Origin of the sequence: Sphingomonas sp. 22176, assembly GCF_052045505.1 — a bacterium.
Classification (GTDB): Bacteria; Pseudomonadota; Alphaproteobacteria; order Sphingomonadales; family Sphingomonadaceae; genus Sphingomonas.
The window spans coordinates 688,182-705,422 of sequence record NZ_JBQEPL010000002.1; the positions used below are offsets into that span (position 1 = coordinate 688,182).

18 protein-coding genes are annotated in these 17,241 nt (G+C 65.7%); 6 read left to right on the plus strand and 12 right to left on the minus strand.

Annotation, left to right across the window (positions count from 1 at the left end; genetic code table 11):
* Positions 1 to 31 precede the first annotated feature (31 nt).
* The gene (locus tag ACTJKY_RS11000; RefSeq protein WP_440846040.1) at positions 32 to 637 is read left to right on the plus strand and encodes a PEPxxWA-CTERM sorting domain-containing protein; all 606 of its coding nucleotides are present in this window, start codon (positions 32 to 34) and stop codon (positions 635 to 637) included.
* Between the two features lie 225 nt (positions 638 to 862).
* Here the strand turns inward: ACTJKY_RS11000 and ACTJKY_RS11005 are convergent, their stop codons facing one another.
* The 6 genes from ACTJKY_RS11005 to ACTJKY_RS11030 all read right to left on the minus strand — a co-directional run bounded on the left by ACTJKY_RS11005 (position 863) and on the right by ACTJKY_RS11030 (position 8,392).
* A complete protein-coding gene (locus tag ACTJKY_RS11005; RefSeq protein ID WP_440846041.1) occupies positions 863 to 3,508 on the minus strand; it encodes a TonB-dependent receptor in 2,646 nt (881 codons plus the stop codon).
* Positions 3,509 to 3,965: 457 nt separating this feature from the next.
* The gene (gene rplA / locus ACTJKY_RS11010) at positions 3,966 to 4,658 is read right to left on the minus strand and encodes a 50S ribosomal protein L1 (RefSeq protein ID WP_440846042.1); all 693 of its coding nucleotides are present in this window, start codon (positions 4,656 to 4,658) and stop codon (positions 3,966 to 3,968) included.
* Positions 4,659 to 4,662: 4 nt separating this feature from the next.
* Positions 4,663 to 5,094 carry a 50S ribosomal protein L11 gene (rplK, locus tag ACTJKY_RS11015; RefSeq protein WP_093297642.1) on the minus strand — a complete coding sequence of 144 codons (432 nt, stop codon included), beginning with the start codon at positions 5,092 to 5,094 and terminating at the stop codon, positions 4,663 to 4,665.
* Positions 5,095 to 5,259: 165 nt separating this feature from the next.
* Positions 5,260 to 6,216, minus strand: a complete 957-nt coding sequence (locus tag ACTJKY_RS11020; RefSeq protein WP_440846043.1) for a YiiG family protein — start codon at positions 6,214 to 6,216, stop codon at positions 5,260 to 5,262.
* 325 nt (positions 6,217 to 6,541) lie between these two features.
* The gene (locus ACTJKY_RS11025; protein WP_440846044.1) at positions 6,542 to 7,204 is read right to left on the minus strand and encodes a hypothetical protein; all 663 of its coding nucleotides are present in this window, start codon (positions 7,202 to 7,204) and stop codon (positions 6,542 to 6,544) included.
* 105 nt (positions 7,205 to 7,309) lie between these two features.
* Positions 7,310 to 8,392 carry an AI-2E family transporter gene (locus tag ACTJKY_RS11030; RefSeq protein WP_440846046.1) on the minus strand — a complete coding sequence of 361 codons (1,083 nt, stop codon included), beginning with the start codon at positions 8,390 to 8,392 and terminating at the stop codon, positions 7,310 to 7,312.
* A 172-nt stretch (positions 8,393 to 8,564) separates the two neighbouring features.
* On the opposite strand from ACTJKY_RS11030, the gene ACTJKY_RS11035 reads away from it, so the two are divergent.
* The 4 genes from ACTJKY_RS11035 to ACTJKY_RS11050 all read left to right on the plus strand — a co-directional run bounded on the left by ACTJKY_RS11035 (position 8,565) and on the right by ACTJKY_RS11050 (position 11,504).
* The gene (locus ACTJKY_RS11035; RefSeq protein ID WP_440846048.1) at positions 8,565 to 8,876 is read left to right on the plus strand and encodes a hypothetical protein; all 312 of its coding nucleotides are present in this window, start codon (positions 8,565 to 8,567) and stop codon (positions 8,874 to 8,876) included.
* A 27-nt stretch (positions 8,877 to 8,903) separates the two neighbouring features.
* Positions 8,904 to 9,512 (plus strand): general stress protein, encoded by a 609-nt coding sequence (locus ACTJKY_RS11040; protein WP_440846050.1) that lies wholly within the window; start codon positions 8,904 to 8,906, stop codon positions 9,510 to 9,512.
* Between the two features lie 148 nt (positions 9,513 to 9,660).
* Positions 9,661 to 10,812 (plus strand): acyltransferase family protein, encoded by a 1,152-nt coding sequence (locus ACTJKY_RS11045; RefSeq protein ID WP_440846052.1) that lies wholly within the window; start codon positions 9,661 to 9,663, stop codon positions 10,810 to 10,812.
* Positions 10,809 to 11,504 carry a GNAT family N-acetyltransferase gene (locus ACTJKY_RS11050; protein WP_440846054.1) on the plus strand — a complete coding sequence of 232 codons (696 nt, stop codon included), beginning with the start codon at positions 10,809 to 10,811 and terminating at the stop codon, positions 11,502 to 11,504. Before ACTJKY_RS11045 ends, ACTJKY_RS11050 begins: the two co-directional genes overlap by 4 nt.
* On the opposite strand, the gene ACTJKY_RS11055 is transcribed toward ACTJKY_RS11050, so the two are convergent.
* The 4 genes from ACTJKY_RS11055 to ACTJKY_RS11070 all read right to left on the minus strand — a co-directional run bounded on the left by ACTJKY_RS11055 (position 11,501) and on the right by ACTJKY_RS11070 (position 13,986).
* Entirely contained in the window at positions 11,501 to 11,917 is a 417-nt protein-coding gene (locus tag ACTJKY_RS11055; RefSeq protein WP_440846056.1) for a hypothetical protein, read from the minus strand. The two genes, ACTJKY_RS11050 and ACTJKY_RS11055, sit on opposite strands and share 4 nt — an antisense overlap.
* 182 nt (positions 11,918 to 12,099) lie before the next feature.
* Entirely contained in the window at positions 12,100 to 12,639 is a 540-nt protein-coding gene (gene nusG / locus ACTJKY_RS11060) for a transcription termination/antitermination protein NusG (protein WP_121078389.1), read from the minus strand.
* A gap of 17 nt (positions 12,640 to 12,656) precedes the next feature.
* The gene (secE, locus tag ACTJKY_RS11065; RefSeq protein ID WP_440846058.1) at positions 12,657 to 12,854 is read right to left on the minus strand and encodes a preprotein translocase subunit SecE; all 198 of its coding nucleotides are present in this window, start codon (positions 12,852 to 12,854) and stop codon (positions 12,657 to 12,659) included.
* Positions 12,855 to 13,356: 502 nt separating this feature from the next.
* A complete protein-coding gene (locus ACTJKY_RS11070) occupies positions 13,357 to 13,986 on the minus strand; it encodes a DedA family protein (RefSeq protein WP_440846060.1) in 630 nt (209 codons plus the stop codon).
* 137 nt (positions 13,987 to 14,123) lie between these two features.
* On the opposite strand from ACTJKY_RS11070, the gene ACTJKY_RS11075 reads away from it, so the two are divergent.
* Complete coding sequence (locus ACTJKY_RS11075; RefSeq protein ID WP_440846062.1) at positions 14,124 to 16,055, plus strand: beta-L-arabinofuranosidase domain-containing protein; 1,932 nt, start codon at positions 14,124 to 14,126, stop codon at positions 16,053 to 16,055.
* Positions 16,056 to 16,079: 24 nt separating this feature from the next.
* Here the strand turns inward: ACTJKY_RS11075 and ACTJKY_RS11080 are convergent, their stop codons facing one another.
* On the minus strand, positions 16,080 to 16,706 hold the full coding sequence (locus ACTJKY_RS11080) for a PEPxxWA-CTERM sorting domain-containing protein (RefSeq protein WP_440846064.1): 627 nt from the start codon (positions 16,704 to 16,706) through the stop codon (positions 16,080 to 16,082).
* A 327-nt stretch (positions 16,707 to 17,033) separates the two neighbouring features.
* Positions 17,034 to 17,195, minus strand: a complete 162-nt coding sequence (locus tag ACTJKY_RS11085) for a hypothetical protein (protein WP_440846066.1) — start codon at positions 17,193 to 17,195, stop codon at positions 17,034 to 17,036.
* Positions 17,196 to 17,241 lie beyond the last annotated feature (46 nt).

Consider the following 17,241-nt stretch of genomic DNA (forward strand, 5'->3'; position numbering starts at 1 on the left):
AGCGCGGCAAAGAGGTGGGATGATGAAAATAATGAAGATTTTACTTGCATGGGCCTGCACCATGCTTCTCGGCAGCCCTGCACTCGCATCGAAACATTTCGCGTCTTGCGAGGCGCCAAATCCTTGTACGGTTTATGGACGCGACACCATCGATGGGACGATTCCCGACGATGGCCGGTCGTACATTTTCCGAGCAAAAGTGACTGCGGGTGCTCCCGTCGTGATCAGCGGCCCGAACGAGGTGCAAACGTTCAATCTCTATCGAGGTGATTCGGCAGAGTGGGACGGCAATTGGAATGTACCGTACACCTATACCGGTCCGGTGCTGAATGCTTCCCTGTCGGACGCGAACTGGTCGGTCTATGACTGGTTCTTCAAGCCGGGGGTTCTCCCGTACGACAATTGCAGCCAGCCAGGTCCGATCGGTGCACTTTGCGGACGTCATACGAACTGGTTCTGGAACGCAGGGGGGATCTACTCCACGGGATCGGACGAAGAACCGTTCATGTTCTCCCTGGATCTCATCGCCGTACCGGAGCCATCCTCCTGGGCGCTTCTGATTGCTGGAGTAGCGATGGTCGGTGCCGCGGTGCGCCGCAGAAGCGGATCGACGCTAACTCTGGTGCGCGCCGGATAAGACGGTCTGCGCGATTGATCGTGGCGCCGATCTGCCGTGCCACGATCGGGGCTTGCTCGCTGGAGCGCTTGATGCGGTGGTTCGGCGGCTTCCTGATCGTCCGCATGTGGGGCGGTTTCGGCCGTCCTGACTTTATCGGTTTACGGTCTAGATTCGGAGCACCCCGACAGCAAAAAAGGGCCGGGATCGCTCCCGGCCCTTCGCTTCTCTCCGATCGCATTCCGATCAGAACTCGGCGCGCACCCCGAACAGGAAAGTGCGGCCATAGTAATTGATCTCGCCGAAGCGGTTCGACGCGTCGTTGTACGTGTAGAGCTTGGCGCCCGACAGGTTGATCGCCTCCACGCTCAGCTGCACGTTGGGCAGCAGCTTGTAGCCGATGCTGCCGTCCAGCGTGCCGAACGGCGCGGTGTAGGTCGGTGCCTGGGTGGTGCTGCCGGTGCCGGACAGATACCGGTCGCGCCACACATAGGAGAGGCGGGTGGACAGCGGGCCCTTCTCGTAGAAGCCGACCACGTTGAAGCTGTTCTTCGACAAGCCGATCAGCTGGTCGACGATCGGGCGTGCGCCGGCGGTGTAGTTCGCCTTGACCGAGGTGTGGGTATAGCTGGCCTGCATGCCCAGCCCGTCGAACGGGGCGGGCAGGAAGGTGAAGACCTGGTTGTAGCCGGCCTCGACGCCGTACACCTTGGCGTTGCCGCCGTTGACCTGGGTGGAGAGCAGCACCGTGCCGCGGCCCGGAATGTCGATATTGACGTTCTGCGCGGTGATATAGTCGTCCATCGCCTTGTAGAACACCGCGCCGGTCAGCGCGCCCTTCGGATTGAAGTACCATTCCAGCGCACCGTCGAACTGGGTGGCGAGGAACGGGACGAGCTGCGGGTTGCCGCCGCTCGCGGTGGGCGCGTCGGTGGATACGGTGATGCGCGGCGCGCTGTCCGTCACGTTCGGGCGGGTCAGCACGCGGCTGGCGGCGAAGCGGGCGACCAGCGTCTTGGTCAGCTCGGCCTTGAGGTTGAAGCTGGGCAGCCAGTCGTTGAACGTCTTGGGATAGGTGACCGGCGTCGTGTTGTTGCCGGTGCGCAGATAGCCGCTGGCATCCTGGTTGGTGTGGACATAGCGCAGGCCGATATTGCCGAGCAGCTCCACCCCGCCGAGCATCGTGCCGTAATCGAGCCGGGTATAGGCCGAGGCGGTCTTCTCGGTCGTCTTGAACGAGGCGGCAAGGTCGCCTGCGGTCAGCGGCGCGTTGGCTACGGTATCGTTGAACAGCGCGTTGTAATAGGTCGCCGTCACCGGCACCAGCCAGGTGCGCGGGCTGTTGCCGCCGACGCCCGACAGGAAATTGTCATAGGGAATCTGCTGATAGGCGTTGCTGCCCAGCGAGGTCAGCGGGGTGTTCGGCGCCGGATTGACCAGATAGTCGCGGCGCCAATAGTCGCGCTTGCGCCAGTGATATTCGCCGCCCACCGCGATCTTGCGGAAGAAGCCGCCCAGATCATAGGCGCCGTCCAGGCGGGCGAACTTGTCCCAATCCTTGCTGTTCTTCGGTGCGATGTTGAACTGGTAGAGCGAATAATTGGCGGGGTTGGTGACGTCGACCGGGGTGGTGAGCGTCGGGGTGACCTTGTAGCCGCCCGAGGCATCATAGGTGAGCGGCGCGAAGAACACCGCGCGGCTGCGCACCGTGCCCTCGGCATTGCTCGGGTGGAAGCTGTGCGCCGACGACCAGTTGAGGTTCGCGGTCACGTGGAAGCGATCATGGTTCCAGGTCTGCTTCAGGCCGATGGTCAGCAGGTCGTGCCGGTTGAGGCTGTATTCGCGGCTGGCCATGAAGCGCACGTCGTTGATCGTCGCGCCCACCACGGTGTTGCCCTGAAGCTTGACCGAGCCGGGGACGATGACGGGCGTGTGCCCGGCGACGCTGGTATCGTCCGGATAGATGTCGAGGCCGAACTCGTCATAGGCGACGTCGAGCCGGGTCGCGAGAACGTCGAGCGTAGTCTCCAGTTCGGGGGTCGGGCGCCACTGGGCGGAGACCAGGCCGGAGATGCGCTTGCGATCCTCGGTCTCGATCGTCGGGCGGGTGCGGGTGGGGGTGTAGAGGCCCGCTGCCAAGCCGCCCTGGGCGGGCTTGGTGAACTTGTCGAGGTTCCAGCCGAAGTTCATGAAGCGGTCGTTGCGGACCTCCTTGCCCCAGTACTGCGCGCCGACCAGGATGCCGAAGGTGTCGCCGAAGGTGTGGCTGCCGATCAGCGTGGCGTTGGGCTTCACCTTCTTGGTCTGCGTCGTGTAGGTGCCGCGCAGATTGGCGGTGACCTTGTTGCCGACGTCGAACGGGCGGAAGGTGCGCACGTCGATATTGCCGCCCAGCGCGCCCTCGGTCATGTCCGAGGTGGGGGTCTTCACCACGTCGATGTTCGAGACGAACTCGGCAGGCAGCATCTCGAAGCGGAACTGGCGGCCGTTCGCGCCGCCATTTTCGACCAGGTCGTTGAGCGCGATCGGGCGGCCGTTGAGCAGCGTGCTCTGGAACTGCGGGCCCAGGCCGCGCACCGAGACGTACAGACCCTCACCGCGCGGCCGGGTGATCGCCACGCCGGTGACGAGCTGGAGCGCTTCCGCGACGTTCTGGGTGGGGAACTTGCCGATATCGGTCGAGCTGATCGAATCCAGGCCATATTCGGCGCGGCGCTTCGCCTCGGTTGCGGCGGCGAGGCTGCGGGCATAGCTGCCGTTGACGACGATCTCGTCGGCGCCGGACGTGTCGTCCTGCGGCGGCGTTGTCGTCTGGGCAAAAGCCGGGGCGAGCGTCGCCAGCGTGAGGGCGAGCGCCGAGGTCGCGCGAAGCAGCGCGGAATGGGGTTGCATGAATGGAATCTCCCTGGACCCTTATTGGTCTTGTGGGAGCGGCCCTAACGGGGAGTCGAAACGGCGCCGTGTCGGTTTGATTGCAATGTGGTGAAACGGAGGTGGGGGTTTGTTACCGCGGTGTTACGGTGATGCGCTGCTTGTTATAACGTTTGCTACGGCTGTGCCAGAAGCCCTCGGCTCTCCCTCTCGCGTCATCCCGGCGAAAGCCGGGATCCATTCGCCACTCGGATTCAGCAAGAGCCTCATCGGCGACCCCAATGGATCCCGGCTTTCGCCGGGATGACGGCAAGGGGCGGGCGGGGGATGGAGGGACCGCAGGCGGCTCATCCGCTGCGCTTGCCCTCGTCACCCTCACCCAACCCTCTCCCGCAGGCGGGAGAGGGCTTTCGCGCGCGCATGCAAAAAGGGCCGGGGATCGCTCCCCGGCCCTTTCCGTTTGCTTGTCCCGAAGGGATCAGGCCGCGGCGACTTCCGCCGTGTCGACCTTCACGCCCGGGCCCATCGACGAGGACAGGGCGACCTTCTGGAGGTACTTGCCCTTGGCGCCCGCCGGCTTGGCCTTGACGACCGCGTCGACCAGGGCGTCGAAGTTGCGGCGCAGGTCTTCGTTCGAGAAGCTCACCTTGCCGATGCCCGAGTGGATGATGCCGGCCTTTTCGACGCGATATTCCACCTGACCGCCCTTGGCGGCCTTCACGGCCTCAGCGACGTTCATGGTCACGGTGCCGAGCTTCGGGTTCGGCATCAGGCCCTTCGGACCCAGCACCTTACCGAGGCGGCCGACCAGGCCCATCATGTCCGGGGTGGCGATGCAGCGATCGAAATCGATCTTGCCGCCCTGGATGGCTTCCATCAGGTCTTCCGCACCGACGACGTCTGCGCCGGCAGCCAGGGCTTCCTCAGCCTTGGCGCCGCGGGCGAACACGCCCACGCGAACGGTCTTGCCGGTGCCGGCCGGGAGCGTGACGACGCCGCGGACCATCTGGTCGGCGTGGCGCGGATCGACGCCGAGGTTCAGCGCGACTTCGATCGATTCGTCGAACTTGGCGGTCGCATACTGCTTCACCAGCGCGATCGCTTCATCGACGCCGTGCAGCTTGATGGGGTCGACGCTCCAGGTCTTCTGCTTCTTGGTCAGCTTTGCCATGGAATCAGCCCTCCACCACTTCGAGGCCCATCGCGCGGGCCGAACCTTCGATGATCTTCGTCGCGGCTTCGATGTCGTTCGCGTTCAGATCCTTCATCTTGACCTGGGCGATTTCCGACAGCTGCGAACGCTTGATCTTGCCCGCGACAGCCTTGCCCGGCTCCTTCGAGCCCGACTTCAGGTTGATCGCCTTCTTGAGCAAATAGGTCGCCGGGGGCGTCTTGGTCTCGAACGAGAAGCTACGGTCTGCATAGACGGTGATGACGGTGGGGAGCGGGGTGCCCTTTTCCACGTCGCCGGTTGCGGCGTTGAACGCCTTGCAGAATTCCATGATGTTCACGCCGCGCTGACCCAGGGCAGGGCCGATCGGCGGCGAGGGATTTGCGGCGCCGGCGGCCACCTGCAGCTTGATATAGCCGGTAATCTTCTTAGCCATGTCACTCTCTTTCAAGTCGAGCGGTACAAGCGACGACCAAAGGTCGCCTCCCGCATGGTTCCCGAGCTGTGTGCTTGGAAGCGCGCGGCCTTAGCCGAAAGCGGGGGCGGGGGCAAGGGGTGCCGGGGCGGATGCCGGCACGCCCTTGCGAGACGCTGGCCGCGATCAGCAGCGGTGGACGTTGAGGTCGTTGATGACGTTGTTATAGGCCTGCAGCAGCGTTTCGGCATCCTGCACCGCCTTGGGCTTGATCATCTGGAACGACGAACCGTTGCGATCCTTGGCATAGGTGCCGTCGTCGGTGCGCTGGATGATGTCGCGCCCTGCGGCGAGATAGCTGTTGGCATGCAGCATGAAGCTCGCGCAGGCCGTCTTGTCCTTCTCGCGGACCTTGGTGTCGAACTGCACGGCCATGGTGTTGAACTGGTCGAGCGATGCCGCGAAAGCCGCCTTCTGGTCGCCCAGCCCCTTGCCGTCGATCACGCCCCCGGCATGGTCCATGCTTTCCTTGAGATAATAGACCGAGCCCTTGCGGTAATAGTCGAGCGTGTCCTTCTTGGTCGCCTCGAACGCGGCCTTGACGCGGGCGCGGTCGGCGGCGTCGATCGCCTTGGCATAGGCAGCCTGGGCCGTGGCGACCTCGCCCAGCGCGGCGAGCAGCGCGGGCTGGACCTCGCGGCCATGGGCGCCCTTGTCGCCCACATAGCGCTTGGCATCGACATAGTTTTCCATGTCGCGATAGATCGGCGCGATCTTGGCGAGCGCCGCGCTATAGCTGCGGGCCGCCCCGTCGATCGCCGGCATGGCGGGGCTCAGCGCGAGCGCCTTGTCCAGCTGCTCCTTGATCCGGTCGATGCCGGGATCGGAGGGGAAGAAAAGGTCGTCCAGGTTCTTGCCGCTGTCGAGCTTCGGCTTGATGTCGCGCTGATAGGTCGCGCCGATCTCCGCGAAGGAGGTGTTCGCCGTGTTGGCGGCTTCGACATAGGCATTGTATTTCTGCATCTCGCTCTGGTCTGCGGCCGACGTCGGCGCGCTGGCATTGTCGCCGCCCTTGGTCCCGCACGCGGAGAGCGCGAGCAGGCAGGCCGGGAGCGCCGTGGCGCAGAGCAATTTCCTGAACACGAAATACACCTCACTCTGGTTACTGTTAGGATGGGGCTCCAAGTCCTTGGGAGAAAAGACTGATGCACCACCCGCGCGCCCTGTGCCCGGCGCGGCCGCGGCGTTCAAGGGCGGGCGGTGGTGGCTGCCCCGAGAGGAGGGGGTAGACTATCGAGGAGCGGGGGAGGTTCCGAGGCGGCCAGTAGGCACGGCTCCCGATGGTGCAGCGATGGCCGAACGCGGTGAAAAACGGGCAGGGAGCTTTCGCATAATGCTCGTCATCCGCGCCATAACAGCGCTGCCCGAAAACAGTTCGTCGTTCGGGACTATTTCCAAGGCACAAGTCCTATGAAAGAAGTTTGGCGAGCATCGTTCCAACGCCCAAGCCGCGAAGGTAGACGAACAGCGACAGGCCAATCGCAGGGATGGCTGTGCCAAGCGTCACAATCATCGCGAGATACCAGCTGCGTCGAAGCCACGGGGTTTGCTTAGTTATCACACCAAGGTCGCCCTTGAAAGTATGATGGCCTATATAGAACATATTAAATATCTCCCATATGACGAAGGCGGTCAGGCTGAAAGTCATCAATAGGGCGGATATTAGCAACTCTGTATCTTTGAATTTAGGGGAAATTGCCCCGAGCGTCGTGAAGTAGGCGGCGAAAGCGCCCGCGATAATAATCGTCACGTACTGGTGGCTTTTGTCGAAAATTTGATTAATCAACTCTTTCTGTATTGCTATGGTGCGCTCGGTTTGAATGCGCGCTTCATTCTCATCCACGACGCCCGCGACGGCATTTCCGCCCGCCGCTATACCCGCCATGCGACTTTCGATGGTCTGCAATAGGGCGGTATTCGCCTGGGTGTGCAGAAACATCTGCTCCATGGTTTGAAACATGATGATCCGAACTTCGGCATCAGTAGGCGTGCGTTCCTCGCCAGGTTTTTCCGTCACCGTAACCCCCGCGCTCCCTTCGCCGATATTGTCGTACCTGACGGCGAGCATCAATGTCCAAACGATCTTAGGTTTCGGTCCGTCAGGGAACAGTCATTCCTTGTCTATGCGGGAGCCCGATATCATCGCGTCGCGGTGATCGGCCCAAGCGCCCCGCGATCACGGCCGCAGCTCCGCCGTGTGCCCGGCCTCAGCGCCGCCGATATCGCCCTCGGCCACCCATTCGCGCCACAGCAGCACCAGCGCCGCCATTACCGCTGGGCCGACGAACAGGCCGAGCAGGCCGATCGTCTCCACGCCGCCCAGGATGCCGATCAGCACCCAGACGAAGGGCAGGCGCGTCGTGCCGCCGATCAGGCTCGGGCGCAGGAAATGGTCGATCACGAAGTTGAGCGCATAGCCGATCGCGCCGACCACGATCGCTGCCATCACCGCGCCCTTGGCGAGCAGCAGCAGCAGCGCCAGCACCAGCACCACCGCCAGCCCGAACGGGATGATCGAGGCGAAGCCCGAGAACAGCCCGAGCAGGATCGGGTGCGGCACCCCACCGATCACGAACAGGATCGACATCAGGATGCCCTGGGCGAGCCCCAGCAGCACCATGCCGTCCACCGCGCCGCGCACCGCCGCGAAGATCTGGCGGCCGAGCCGGTCGCCCGCATCGCCGAACGCGCGGGTCGCGCCGCGCTCGAGCTGGCGGACGATATTGTCGCGGTCGCGCAGCAGGAAGAACAGCACGACCAGGGTGAAGCCGAACACCACCACGCGGCGGATCAGCGTGTGGGTGAGCGCGCCCGAATGGCTGCGCCACAGCGAATGGTCGAGCTTGCCGAACTCCGCGGCGGCGGCCTCGGGGGTGGCGAGATGGAGGCTCCACCAGGCGGTGACCTGATCGCGGCCCCAGGGCAGGCGGGCCACCCAGTCGGGTAGCGGCACGCCGTGGAGGCGGGCATCGGCGATCCAGCCGGCGACCGACTGCGCCTCCACCACCGCCTGGCTGATCGCGATCGACAGCGGGATCAGCACGATCAGCAGCACGCCCAAGGTGAGCAGCGCGGCGACCAGCGTGGGGCGGGGCAGGCGGGCGATCAGCCACACGCGCAGCGGCTCGACTCCGATCGCCAGCACCCCGGCCCAGAGCACGGCGGGCACGAACGCCATGCCGATCCACAAGGCGGCGGCGGCGATGACGGCGGCGAGCACCACGCGCGCGCGGGTCTGGGCTTTGGTGGTGTGCTGCATGAAGGTCCCCTGGGTGTTCGGCGGGGACAGTGGCGAGGCGCGGCGGCGCTGGCAAGCGGCGGGCCGTGTTCGGCGCCGATGAACCAATCAAGTCCTTCAGGGGTTTAGCAAATCTCCACGCCGCCGGGAGGGATCGGTGCGCGTGGCACGTCACTATTGGAGAGGAATGGGCATGAAGCACATCATCATGGCCGTCGCGGCGCTTGGCCTCGCGACGACGGGGGCGGCTGCGCAGAGCAGCGGCCAGTCGGGCTCGCACAATCCGGTGGTGAAGGACGGCACCGCGCATCATGTCGGCACGCCGGCCAAGGGCCACAGCTCCTTCACCGAAAGCCAGGCCAAGGGCCGGCTCGCCAAGGCGGGCTATACCGACATCACGGGTCTCAAGGGCACCGAGAACGGCGCCTGGCGGGGCATGGCGATGAAGAACGGCAAGAAGGTGACCGTGACGCTCGACTACAAGGGCAACATCACCGCGCGCTAACCCCATAAGTTCTGCAGGAGAAATGCGATGAGCCGGACCATTACCCGTCTGTTCGACGATTATTCGGATGCCAAGGCCGCGGTGAACGAGCTGGAGCGGCTGGGCGTGCCGCACAGCGACCTCAGCATCGTCGCCAACAACACCCATGGCGACCATGACGTGAGCGACGTCAACGCGCATGGCGACGTGAGCCGCGGCGCCTCGACCGGCGCGGCGCTGGGCGGCGTCGGCGGTCTGCTCGCAGGCCTCGGCCTGCTCGCGATCCCGGGCCTCGGCCCGATCGTGGCGGCCGGCTGGCTTGCCTCGACCGCGGCGGGTGCGGCGATCGGCGGCGTCGGTGGTGCGGCCACGGGCAGCATCGTCGGTGCGCTCAAGAATGCCGGCGAGAGCGAAGACGATGCGAACGTCTATTCCGAAGGCGTCCGCCGCGGCGGTACGCTGGTGAGTGCGCGCGTCGAGGATTCGCTGGCGCCGGAAGCCGAGGCGGTGCTCAACCGTCGCGGTGTTACCGCAGCGACGCGCGGTGCGGCCTATCGCCAGTCGGGCTGGACGGCGTTCGACGACAAGGCGCCTGCCTATACCCGCGACGAGATCGAGCGCGAACGCAGCGCCTATCGCGAACCGACGGTACTCTGAACCGACGGCCCGGCGGCACCGCGCCGCCGGCATCGTGCAGTGGAAAGCCGGGGCCTGGTCCCCGGCTTTTTGCATTCTGCCGCAATCCTCTAGCGGTTGCCTAACCGGGCTGCCGGTGCCACGCTGGCGGCAAGGGGAGAGCAAAGACATGGATATCGCAGCATCCGCAGGGGCGGGCACGGACGTGCACGCCGACACGACCGCGACGGGCAAGCCGCATTTCGAAGTGCTCGACGGGCTGCGCGGCACGGCGGCGGTGATGGTGGTGCTGTTCCACCTGATGGGCATGCCGATCGCCTGGGCGGACAAGGGCCAGTGGCTGCACCACGCCGCGATGGCGGTGGATTTCTTCTTCGGCCTTTCGGGCTTCGTGATCGCCTATGCCTATGACGGGCGCTGGCCGGCGATGTCGGTCCTCCAGTTCGTGCGGATCCGCCTGATCCGGCTGCACCCGCTGGTGCTGCTGGGCGCAGTGCTCGGGCTGATCAGCTTCCTGGTCGATCCGTTCGCGGCCAACCAGAAGCTGGTGCCGCTTTCGGTGGTGCTCGTCGATTTCCTGCTGGCGCTGCTGCTGCTGCCGCACCCGGTGCTGCCCAACCGCTGGACCGACACCCATAGCCTGAACAGCCCGGCCTGGTCGCTGCTGCAGGAATATATCGGCAACCTCGCCTATGCGCTGGTGCTGCGGCGGCTGGGCACGCGGGCGCTGGGGGCGGTGACCGCCGCGGCGGCGCTGTGGCTGGGCTGGCTGCTGTGGCACCGCAACAGTATCGACATGGGCTCGGACTGGCTGAGCTGGTGGGGCGCGCCCGCGCGGATGGCGTTCTCCTTCACCATGGGGCTGTGGCTGTACCGCGTCCGCGAGCGGCTGCCGCAGCTGCGGCTGGGCTGGGGCGTGCTCAGCCTCGTGCTGGTGCTGGTGTTCGCCGCGCCGCTGGTGCCCAAGACGATCCCGCACGGCAACGGCCTGTTCGAAGGGGCGGTGGCGATGCTGCTCTTCCCGGCGATCCTGCTGTGCGGGGCGCATTCCGCGATCGGCGGGATCGAGCGGACGCTGTGCACGCTCGCCGGGCGGATCTCCTACCCGATCTACATCCTGCATTACCCGTTCCTGCTGGTGTACATGAACTATGCGCTGAACGCGAAGCCGTCGCCCGCGAACCTGTTGCTGGTGGGGGCAGGGGTGTTCGTGCTGGTGGTCGCCGTCAGCTGGCTGGCGCTGCGGCTGTATGACGAGCCGGTGCGGGCGCGGCTGCGGCGCTTCGCCGGGGCGCGCCCGGCGCCAGGGACGCGGCGATGACCGGCGTCGATCCGCTCGACCTGCCCGCGCGCTCGGCGCTGTACGGGCGGCATGCGGGCTTCGCCGTGGTGCAGGGAGGCGCGCGCCGTTACCATCCCGAGGTCGGGGTGTTCGCCACGATCGACTCCCATGCGCCGGAGGTGCTGGCGGACCTGGCTGCGCTCGTGGCAGCGCATGGCGACGTCGCCTTCCTCGAAGCGTCGGCCCCGCCGATCGGACCGGGGCTGCGGATCGTGTCGCAGGATCTGGGCGTGCAGATGGTCGGGACGGAGCTGCGGCCCGGAACGCTGCCGGACGTGCCGATCCGCCCCCTCGGCGACAGCGATGCCGGTGCGATGCTGGCGCTCGCCACCCTGACCGAGCCCGGGCCGTTCTTCGCGCGCACCCACCAGCTTGGCGACTTTCTGGGAATCGAACAGGACGGGCGCCTGCTCGCCATGGCGGGCGAACGGATGAAGCCGGACGGCGGTACCGAGATCAGCGGCGTGTGCACCCACCCGGAGGCGCGCGGGCGCGGCTATGCCCGCGCGCTGATTTCCGCTGTCGCTACGCGCATCCTGGCACGCGGCGAGGTGCCGTTCCTCCACGCCTATGCTGGCAACGACGGCGCGATCGCGCTCTATGGCTCGCTGGGGTTCGTGCTCCGCCGCGAGGTGCAGATGACCCGGCTGGGAGCCGACGCGCGGCTCTAGTGGGGGCGGGGCATGCGGCGCCGGAAGAGCGACGCGCCGTCGGCATCCGGGAAGAGGATGCGGTTGGGGCGCGGCAGCGTGTCCAGCCGCAGCGGGCGCGGCGGCCGGTTGCCGGCGGTCTCGATGCCGGTGTTCAAGGTGCCGATGAAGCGATCGGGCAGCAGATAGGGGCCGCGCGCGTCCCGCAGGATGACATAGCCGGCAAGCCGGGTGTCGTCGGCGTACAGGCTGCCGTCGCGCAGCGTGATCGCGCCGCAGCAGTCGCTGGCATAGTCGCCGTCCGCGGAATCATAGGGCAGCGACGGCACCCGGTGCGTCCAGAGAAATGCGGCCGCCGCGATAAGGACCAGAACGACCGCCAGCGCGATCCCGGCATAGCGCGGCCTTGGCAACTGCATCGATCCTGCGCGCATGTCGTCCACTCCTCTCCTGCTCGACTCCGCGTCGGCAAAAGCATTACGACATATGTAGACTTTATGGTCAAGCGATGCCGGGGCGGCGCGCGCGGGTGCCTGCCGCGCCAACAAAAAAGCCGGGGTCTGCGCCCCGGCTTCTTCGTGTTCGTGGTGGCAAGGGCCCGCAGCCCCCGCCCGGCTTACTTGACGCGTTCGACGTCCTCGAAACCCAGCTCCAGCGGGGTCGCGCGGCCGAAGATCGAGATCGAGACCTTCACGCGGTTCTTGTCGTAGTCGAGTTCCTCGACCACGCCCGAGAAGGTCGCGAAGTTGCCGCTGATCACCTTGACCGTGTCGCCGATGTCGAAATCGACCTTCAGCTTGGCCTTGGGCGCCGCGGTGGCCGCTTCTTCCTTGGTGTTGAGGATGCGCGCGGCTTCCGCCTCGCTGATCGGCTGGGGCTTGCCCGAGCTGCCGAGGAAACCGGTCACCTTCGGCGTGTTCTTCACCAGGTGATAGACGTCGTCGTTCATCTCGAGCTTGGCGAGGACATAGCCCGGGAAGAACTTCCGCTCGGACTGGATCTTCTTGCCGCGGCGCACTTCGGTGACCGTCTCGGTCGGCACTTCGACGGACTCGACGAGGCGATCGAGGCCCAGGCGGGTGGCGTCGGCCAGGATCTGGTCGCGAACCTTGCCCTCGAAACCGGAATAGGCGTGAATGATGTACCAGCGCGACATGGGTGTTGGTCTTTCTCTTACTGCGCGAGGCGGAGGAGGGCGTTGACGATCATGTCGAACAGCGAATCGATGCCGAGGAAGAAACTGCCGAGCAGCGTCGTCATGATCATCACCATCACGCCGGTCATGATCGTCTCGCGGCGGGTCGGCCAGGCGATCTTGCGGGTCTCGGTCTGGACCTGCTTGATGAATTCGGCGGGGCTTGTCTTCGCCACAGGGGCTATCCTCGTGTGAAAAATGGCGCTTCGGGCATGGGTCCGCTGCCCGGTCCTTTTCAGGAACCGGTGCAATCCACCCAAGCTGTCGGCTAGGGGGCTGTATCTAGAGGATCGTGTCGAGGAGCGCAAGCGGGGGTTGGGAAGGGGCGCATCCGCACGCGCGGCGTGCTGCTTTCCCCCTCCACCACGCTGCTGTTGCAGCGCGGTCTCCCTCCCTCGGCTTCGCTGGGGGAGGAGACGCTATATGGCGATGGAAGAAAGCGTTTCCTCCCTCGGCGAAGCCGGGGGAGGGGGACCATTCGCGCCAGCGAATGGTGGAGGGGGCCTTCGGCCGAGCGAGGGCGGGAAAATTCCTCCCCTGCAAGGGGAGGTGGCGCGCGCAGCGCGACGGAGGGGTGTCGACGCGGGTGTGACGGTCTGCCCAACCAGCGTCGACACCCCTCCACCACCGCCTTCGGCGGCGGTCCCCCTCCCCCTCCGGGGGAGGATCTAGGGCAGCTCAGCGCTGCTTCATCCCCCGCACGCGGTGCCAGATGTAGAACGCCACCAGCCCGACCAGCACCACGCCGATCAGCGCATCGGCGCTGTGGAAGGCAGCCTTCATCCGCGGATCGCTGTCCCACTTCTCGCCCAACGTCATGCCCACCCAGGCGAGGCCGAAGCACCAGGGCCAGCTGCCGAGGAAGGTGTAGAGGTGGAACGGCACCAGCTTCATCCGCGCGACGCCGGCCGGGAAGGCGATGAACGAGCGGATCACCGGCAGCAGCCGGCCGATCAGCACCGCGATGCCGCCATAGCGCGCGAAGAAACGGTCCGCCGCGTCGATCTCGCCCGGGCCGATCAGGACGTACTTGCCCCAGCGCAGCGCCAGCGGCCGGCCGCCGCGTTTGCCGACCTCATAGGCGACGATCGAGCCAATATTGCAGCCGATCGCGCCCGCCGTGGCGGCGAGATACAGGTCGAACCGCCCGGTCGAGACCAGATAGCCGGCGAACGGCATGATGATCTCCGACGGCAGCGGGATGCACGCGGATTCGATCGCCATCAGCACGGCGATGCCGAAATAGCCCCCGCTCGAGATGACCCAGATGGTGAAGGTGGCAAGGATGCCCAGAATCTTTTCGACCATGCGCGTGTGGTTGGGGCAGGCGGCAACATTTGGGAAGCCGCTTTTTTGCGCGGTGCAGCGAGCGCCGGTCGGGGTTGGCGGCAGGCAAGGGGTCTGATAACCCGGAGTAAATCGCGCGTACGGAGAGGATGAAGGGAATGACGATCGAAACGTCCCGGCGGGGATTTCTTGCCAGCACGGGTGGCGGCGCGGTCGCGATCGGCGGGGTCGGCGTACCGCTCCCGGCGGCGGCGGAGACTGCGCTGGCCGCACCGGCGAAGCTCCGGCCGTTCGACATGGCAGACGTGACGCTCGGCGAGGGCCCCTTCCTCCACGCCCAGCGTGCGACCGAGGCCTATCTGCTCCGGCTGGAGCCCGATCGGCTGCTCCACCAGTTCCGGGTCAATGCCGGGCTCCAGCCCAAGGCCCCGGCCTATGGCGGCTGGGAATCCGATCCCCTCTGGGCGGATATCCACTGCCAGGGACATACGCTCGGCCATTACCTCTCGGCCTGCGCGCTGGCGTTCCGCTCGACGGCCAAGCCCGACTATCGCCAGCGCATCGACTATATCGCGACCGAGCTCGGCGCGTGCCAGGATGCAGCGAAAAGCGGCCTCGTCACCGCCTTCCCGAACGGCGCGGCGGTGGTCGCGGCGCATCTGCGCGGCGAGAAGATCAGCGGCGTGCCCTGGTACACGCTGCACAAGGTGTATGCCGGCTTGCGCGACGGGGCGCTGCTCGCCGACAGTGCCCCCGCCCGCGCGACGCTGCTCCGGCTCGCCGACTGGGGCGTGGTGGCGTGCAGGCCGCTCTCCGATGCCGAGTTCGAGGCGATGCTCGAGACCGAGCATGGCGGGATGAACGAGGTCTATGCCGATCTCTACGCGATGACCGGCAAGCCCGACTATCGCACGCTCTCCGAGCGTTTCTCGCACAAGGCGCTGCTGAACCCGCTCGCCAAGGCACGCGACCATCTCGACGGGCTCCACGCCAACACCCAGGTGCCCAAGGTGGTCGGCTTCCACCGTGTCTACGAGACGACCGGGGATGCGTCGTACCGCGACGCCGCCGCCTTCTTCTGGAAGACGGTGGCGGAAACGCGCTCCTTCGCCACCGGCGGGCACGGCGACAACGAGCATTTCTTCGCGATGGCCGACTTCGAGAGCCACGTCTTCTCGGCCAAGGGATCGGAGACCTGCTGCCAGCACAACATGCTCAAGCTCACCCGCAGCCTGTTCCTCCACGAGCCCAAGCCGGAATATGCCGATTACTACGAGCGAACGCTGTTCAACGGCATCCTCGCCTCGCAGGACCCGGACAGCGGCATGGCGACCTATTTCCAGGGCGCGCGGCCGGGCTATATGAAGCTCTACCACACCCCCGAGCACAGCTTCTGGTGCTGCACCGGCACCGGCATGGAAAACCATGTGAAGTACCGGGATTCGATCTACTTCCACGACGATCATGCGCTGTTCGTGAACCTGTTCCTGCCCTCGACGGTGCGCTGGCGCGACAAGGGAGCCGAGCTGGTGCAGGAAACCCGATTCCCCGAAGAGCCGCGCACGACCCTGCGCTGGAAGCTGGCCCGGCCGACCGACCTCACGCTCAACCTGCGCCATCCCCGCTGGAGCCGCACCGCCACCGTGCGGGTGAACGGCCAGGTCGCGGCGCGATCGGTGGCGCCGGGCAGCCGGATTGAACTCGCGCGCCGCTGGCGCGACGGCGACACGGTGGAGCTGCAGCTGGTGATGGAAGCCGGGTTTGAAAGCGCCCCCGCGGCGCCGGACGTGGTCGCGTTCACCTATGGCCCGCTGGTGTTGGCGGGCGCGCTCGGTGCCCAAGGGCTGGCGCCGGGGGCGGACATCGTCGTCAGCGAGCGCGAGTACGGCCGCTACAATGATACGCCGGTGGAGGTGCCGGTGCTGGCAGGCGATCCGGCCAAGCTGGCGGCGGCGATCCGCCCGGGCCCCAGGCCGCTGGAGTTCACCCTCGCCAGAGCCGACGGCGCGCCGGTGCGGCTGATCCCCTATCACCGCATCGCGCACGAGCGCTATGCCACCTACTGGAAGCTGGCACCGGCGCGGGCGTGATGCCGGCGCCGGTGCGCTGAGCGATCAGGCGATCGCTGCCGAACCGGTGCTGGCGCGGACGCGACGCCGCAGCGCTGCGCCGGCAAGGCCGAAGCCGGTGATCAGCAGCGCCCATTGTGCAGGTTCGGGCACGGCGGTGATGTTAATCTGATAGTTGTACGGGCTCGAATCGTCCGGGTCGCCGAAGGACAAGCGGTTTCCGTCGACGCGGTAATAGCCCACTTCCAAGATGTCGCCCTGCCATCCGCTGAAGGGTCCAGAAACGGTCCACCATAGCGAATTCGACTGCACCCGGTCATCTGGCAAGTAGCTGAAAAAAGCAGGGCCGTCGTCGCTCGCGATATACTCTCCATCCCGATACCACCAAAACTCGCGGTAAATATACGCCTCAAAATACACGTAAAGCGGACGGCTGAAGGTGAAATCCAAGCGATACGTTCCCGGCGTCGAAAGGCCTGGTATGTCGATCACTGTGGCCGTCGAGGATGTGCCAACATAGGTGGTGGCGACGGCGGGTGTTGCGAGGAAGGCTAGCGCCAGCGCTGATATGCTTCTTATCATATATCCCCCAATGAAAAGCAGGTCGCTGCGGATGCTGTGCCGCTTCATATCTGCCGCACCCTGATGACGACGTTCGCGGATTGCCGCCATGTGCGGTCGACGAGCGTACGTTTACCATGAATTGCGCCCAAGCAGTAACGTTATTAACTGCTTAGACGCTGTTCCGCTGTGGAAGACACGCGCATGCGACTGCATCGCTTAGGGCGTCCGCCTAGCGCCTTCCGTGCGAATTCAAATTGTCCGGATCTGCTGAGCACGGAGAGGGGCCGCTAGTTCATCGCCCTGTCCTGCGCAACGCAGGACGCGCGGCGCACAACATGCCTGCTGCCATGGCGATTGGCCCCCTCTCATCCTGAGATCGCCCGCGGCTCGCGCAGGGCGGGTGGCTCTGGAGGAGGCTGGCGTGACAGTCCTATGTTAGGAGGTGGGCTCCCGCGGGTGCGCCTGGATCGCGGCCTCGGCCTTGTCGATCCTGCGCAGGAGGCTATCGAATTCGGAACAGTCATCGATCCGATAACAACGGCTGAGCGCGTTGCCGTAACGCTCGATGTCGCGTTCGGTGAGAAGGGCTACGGCCACCACGGGTTCCCCTTCAGGCATCTTGCGACAAATCCATTCCCCAGAA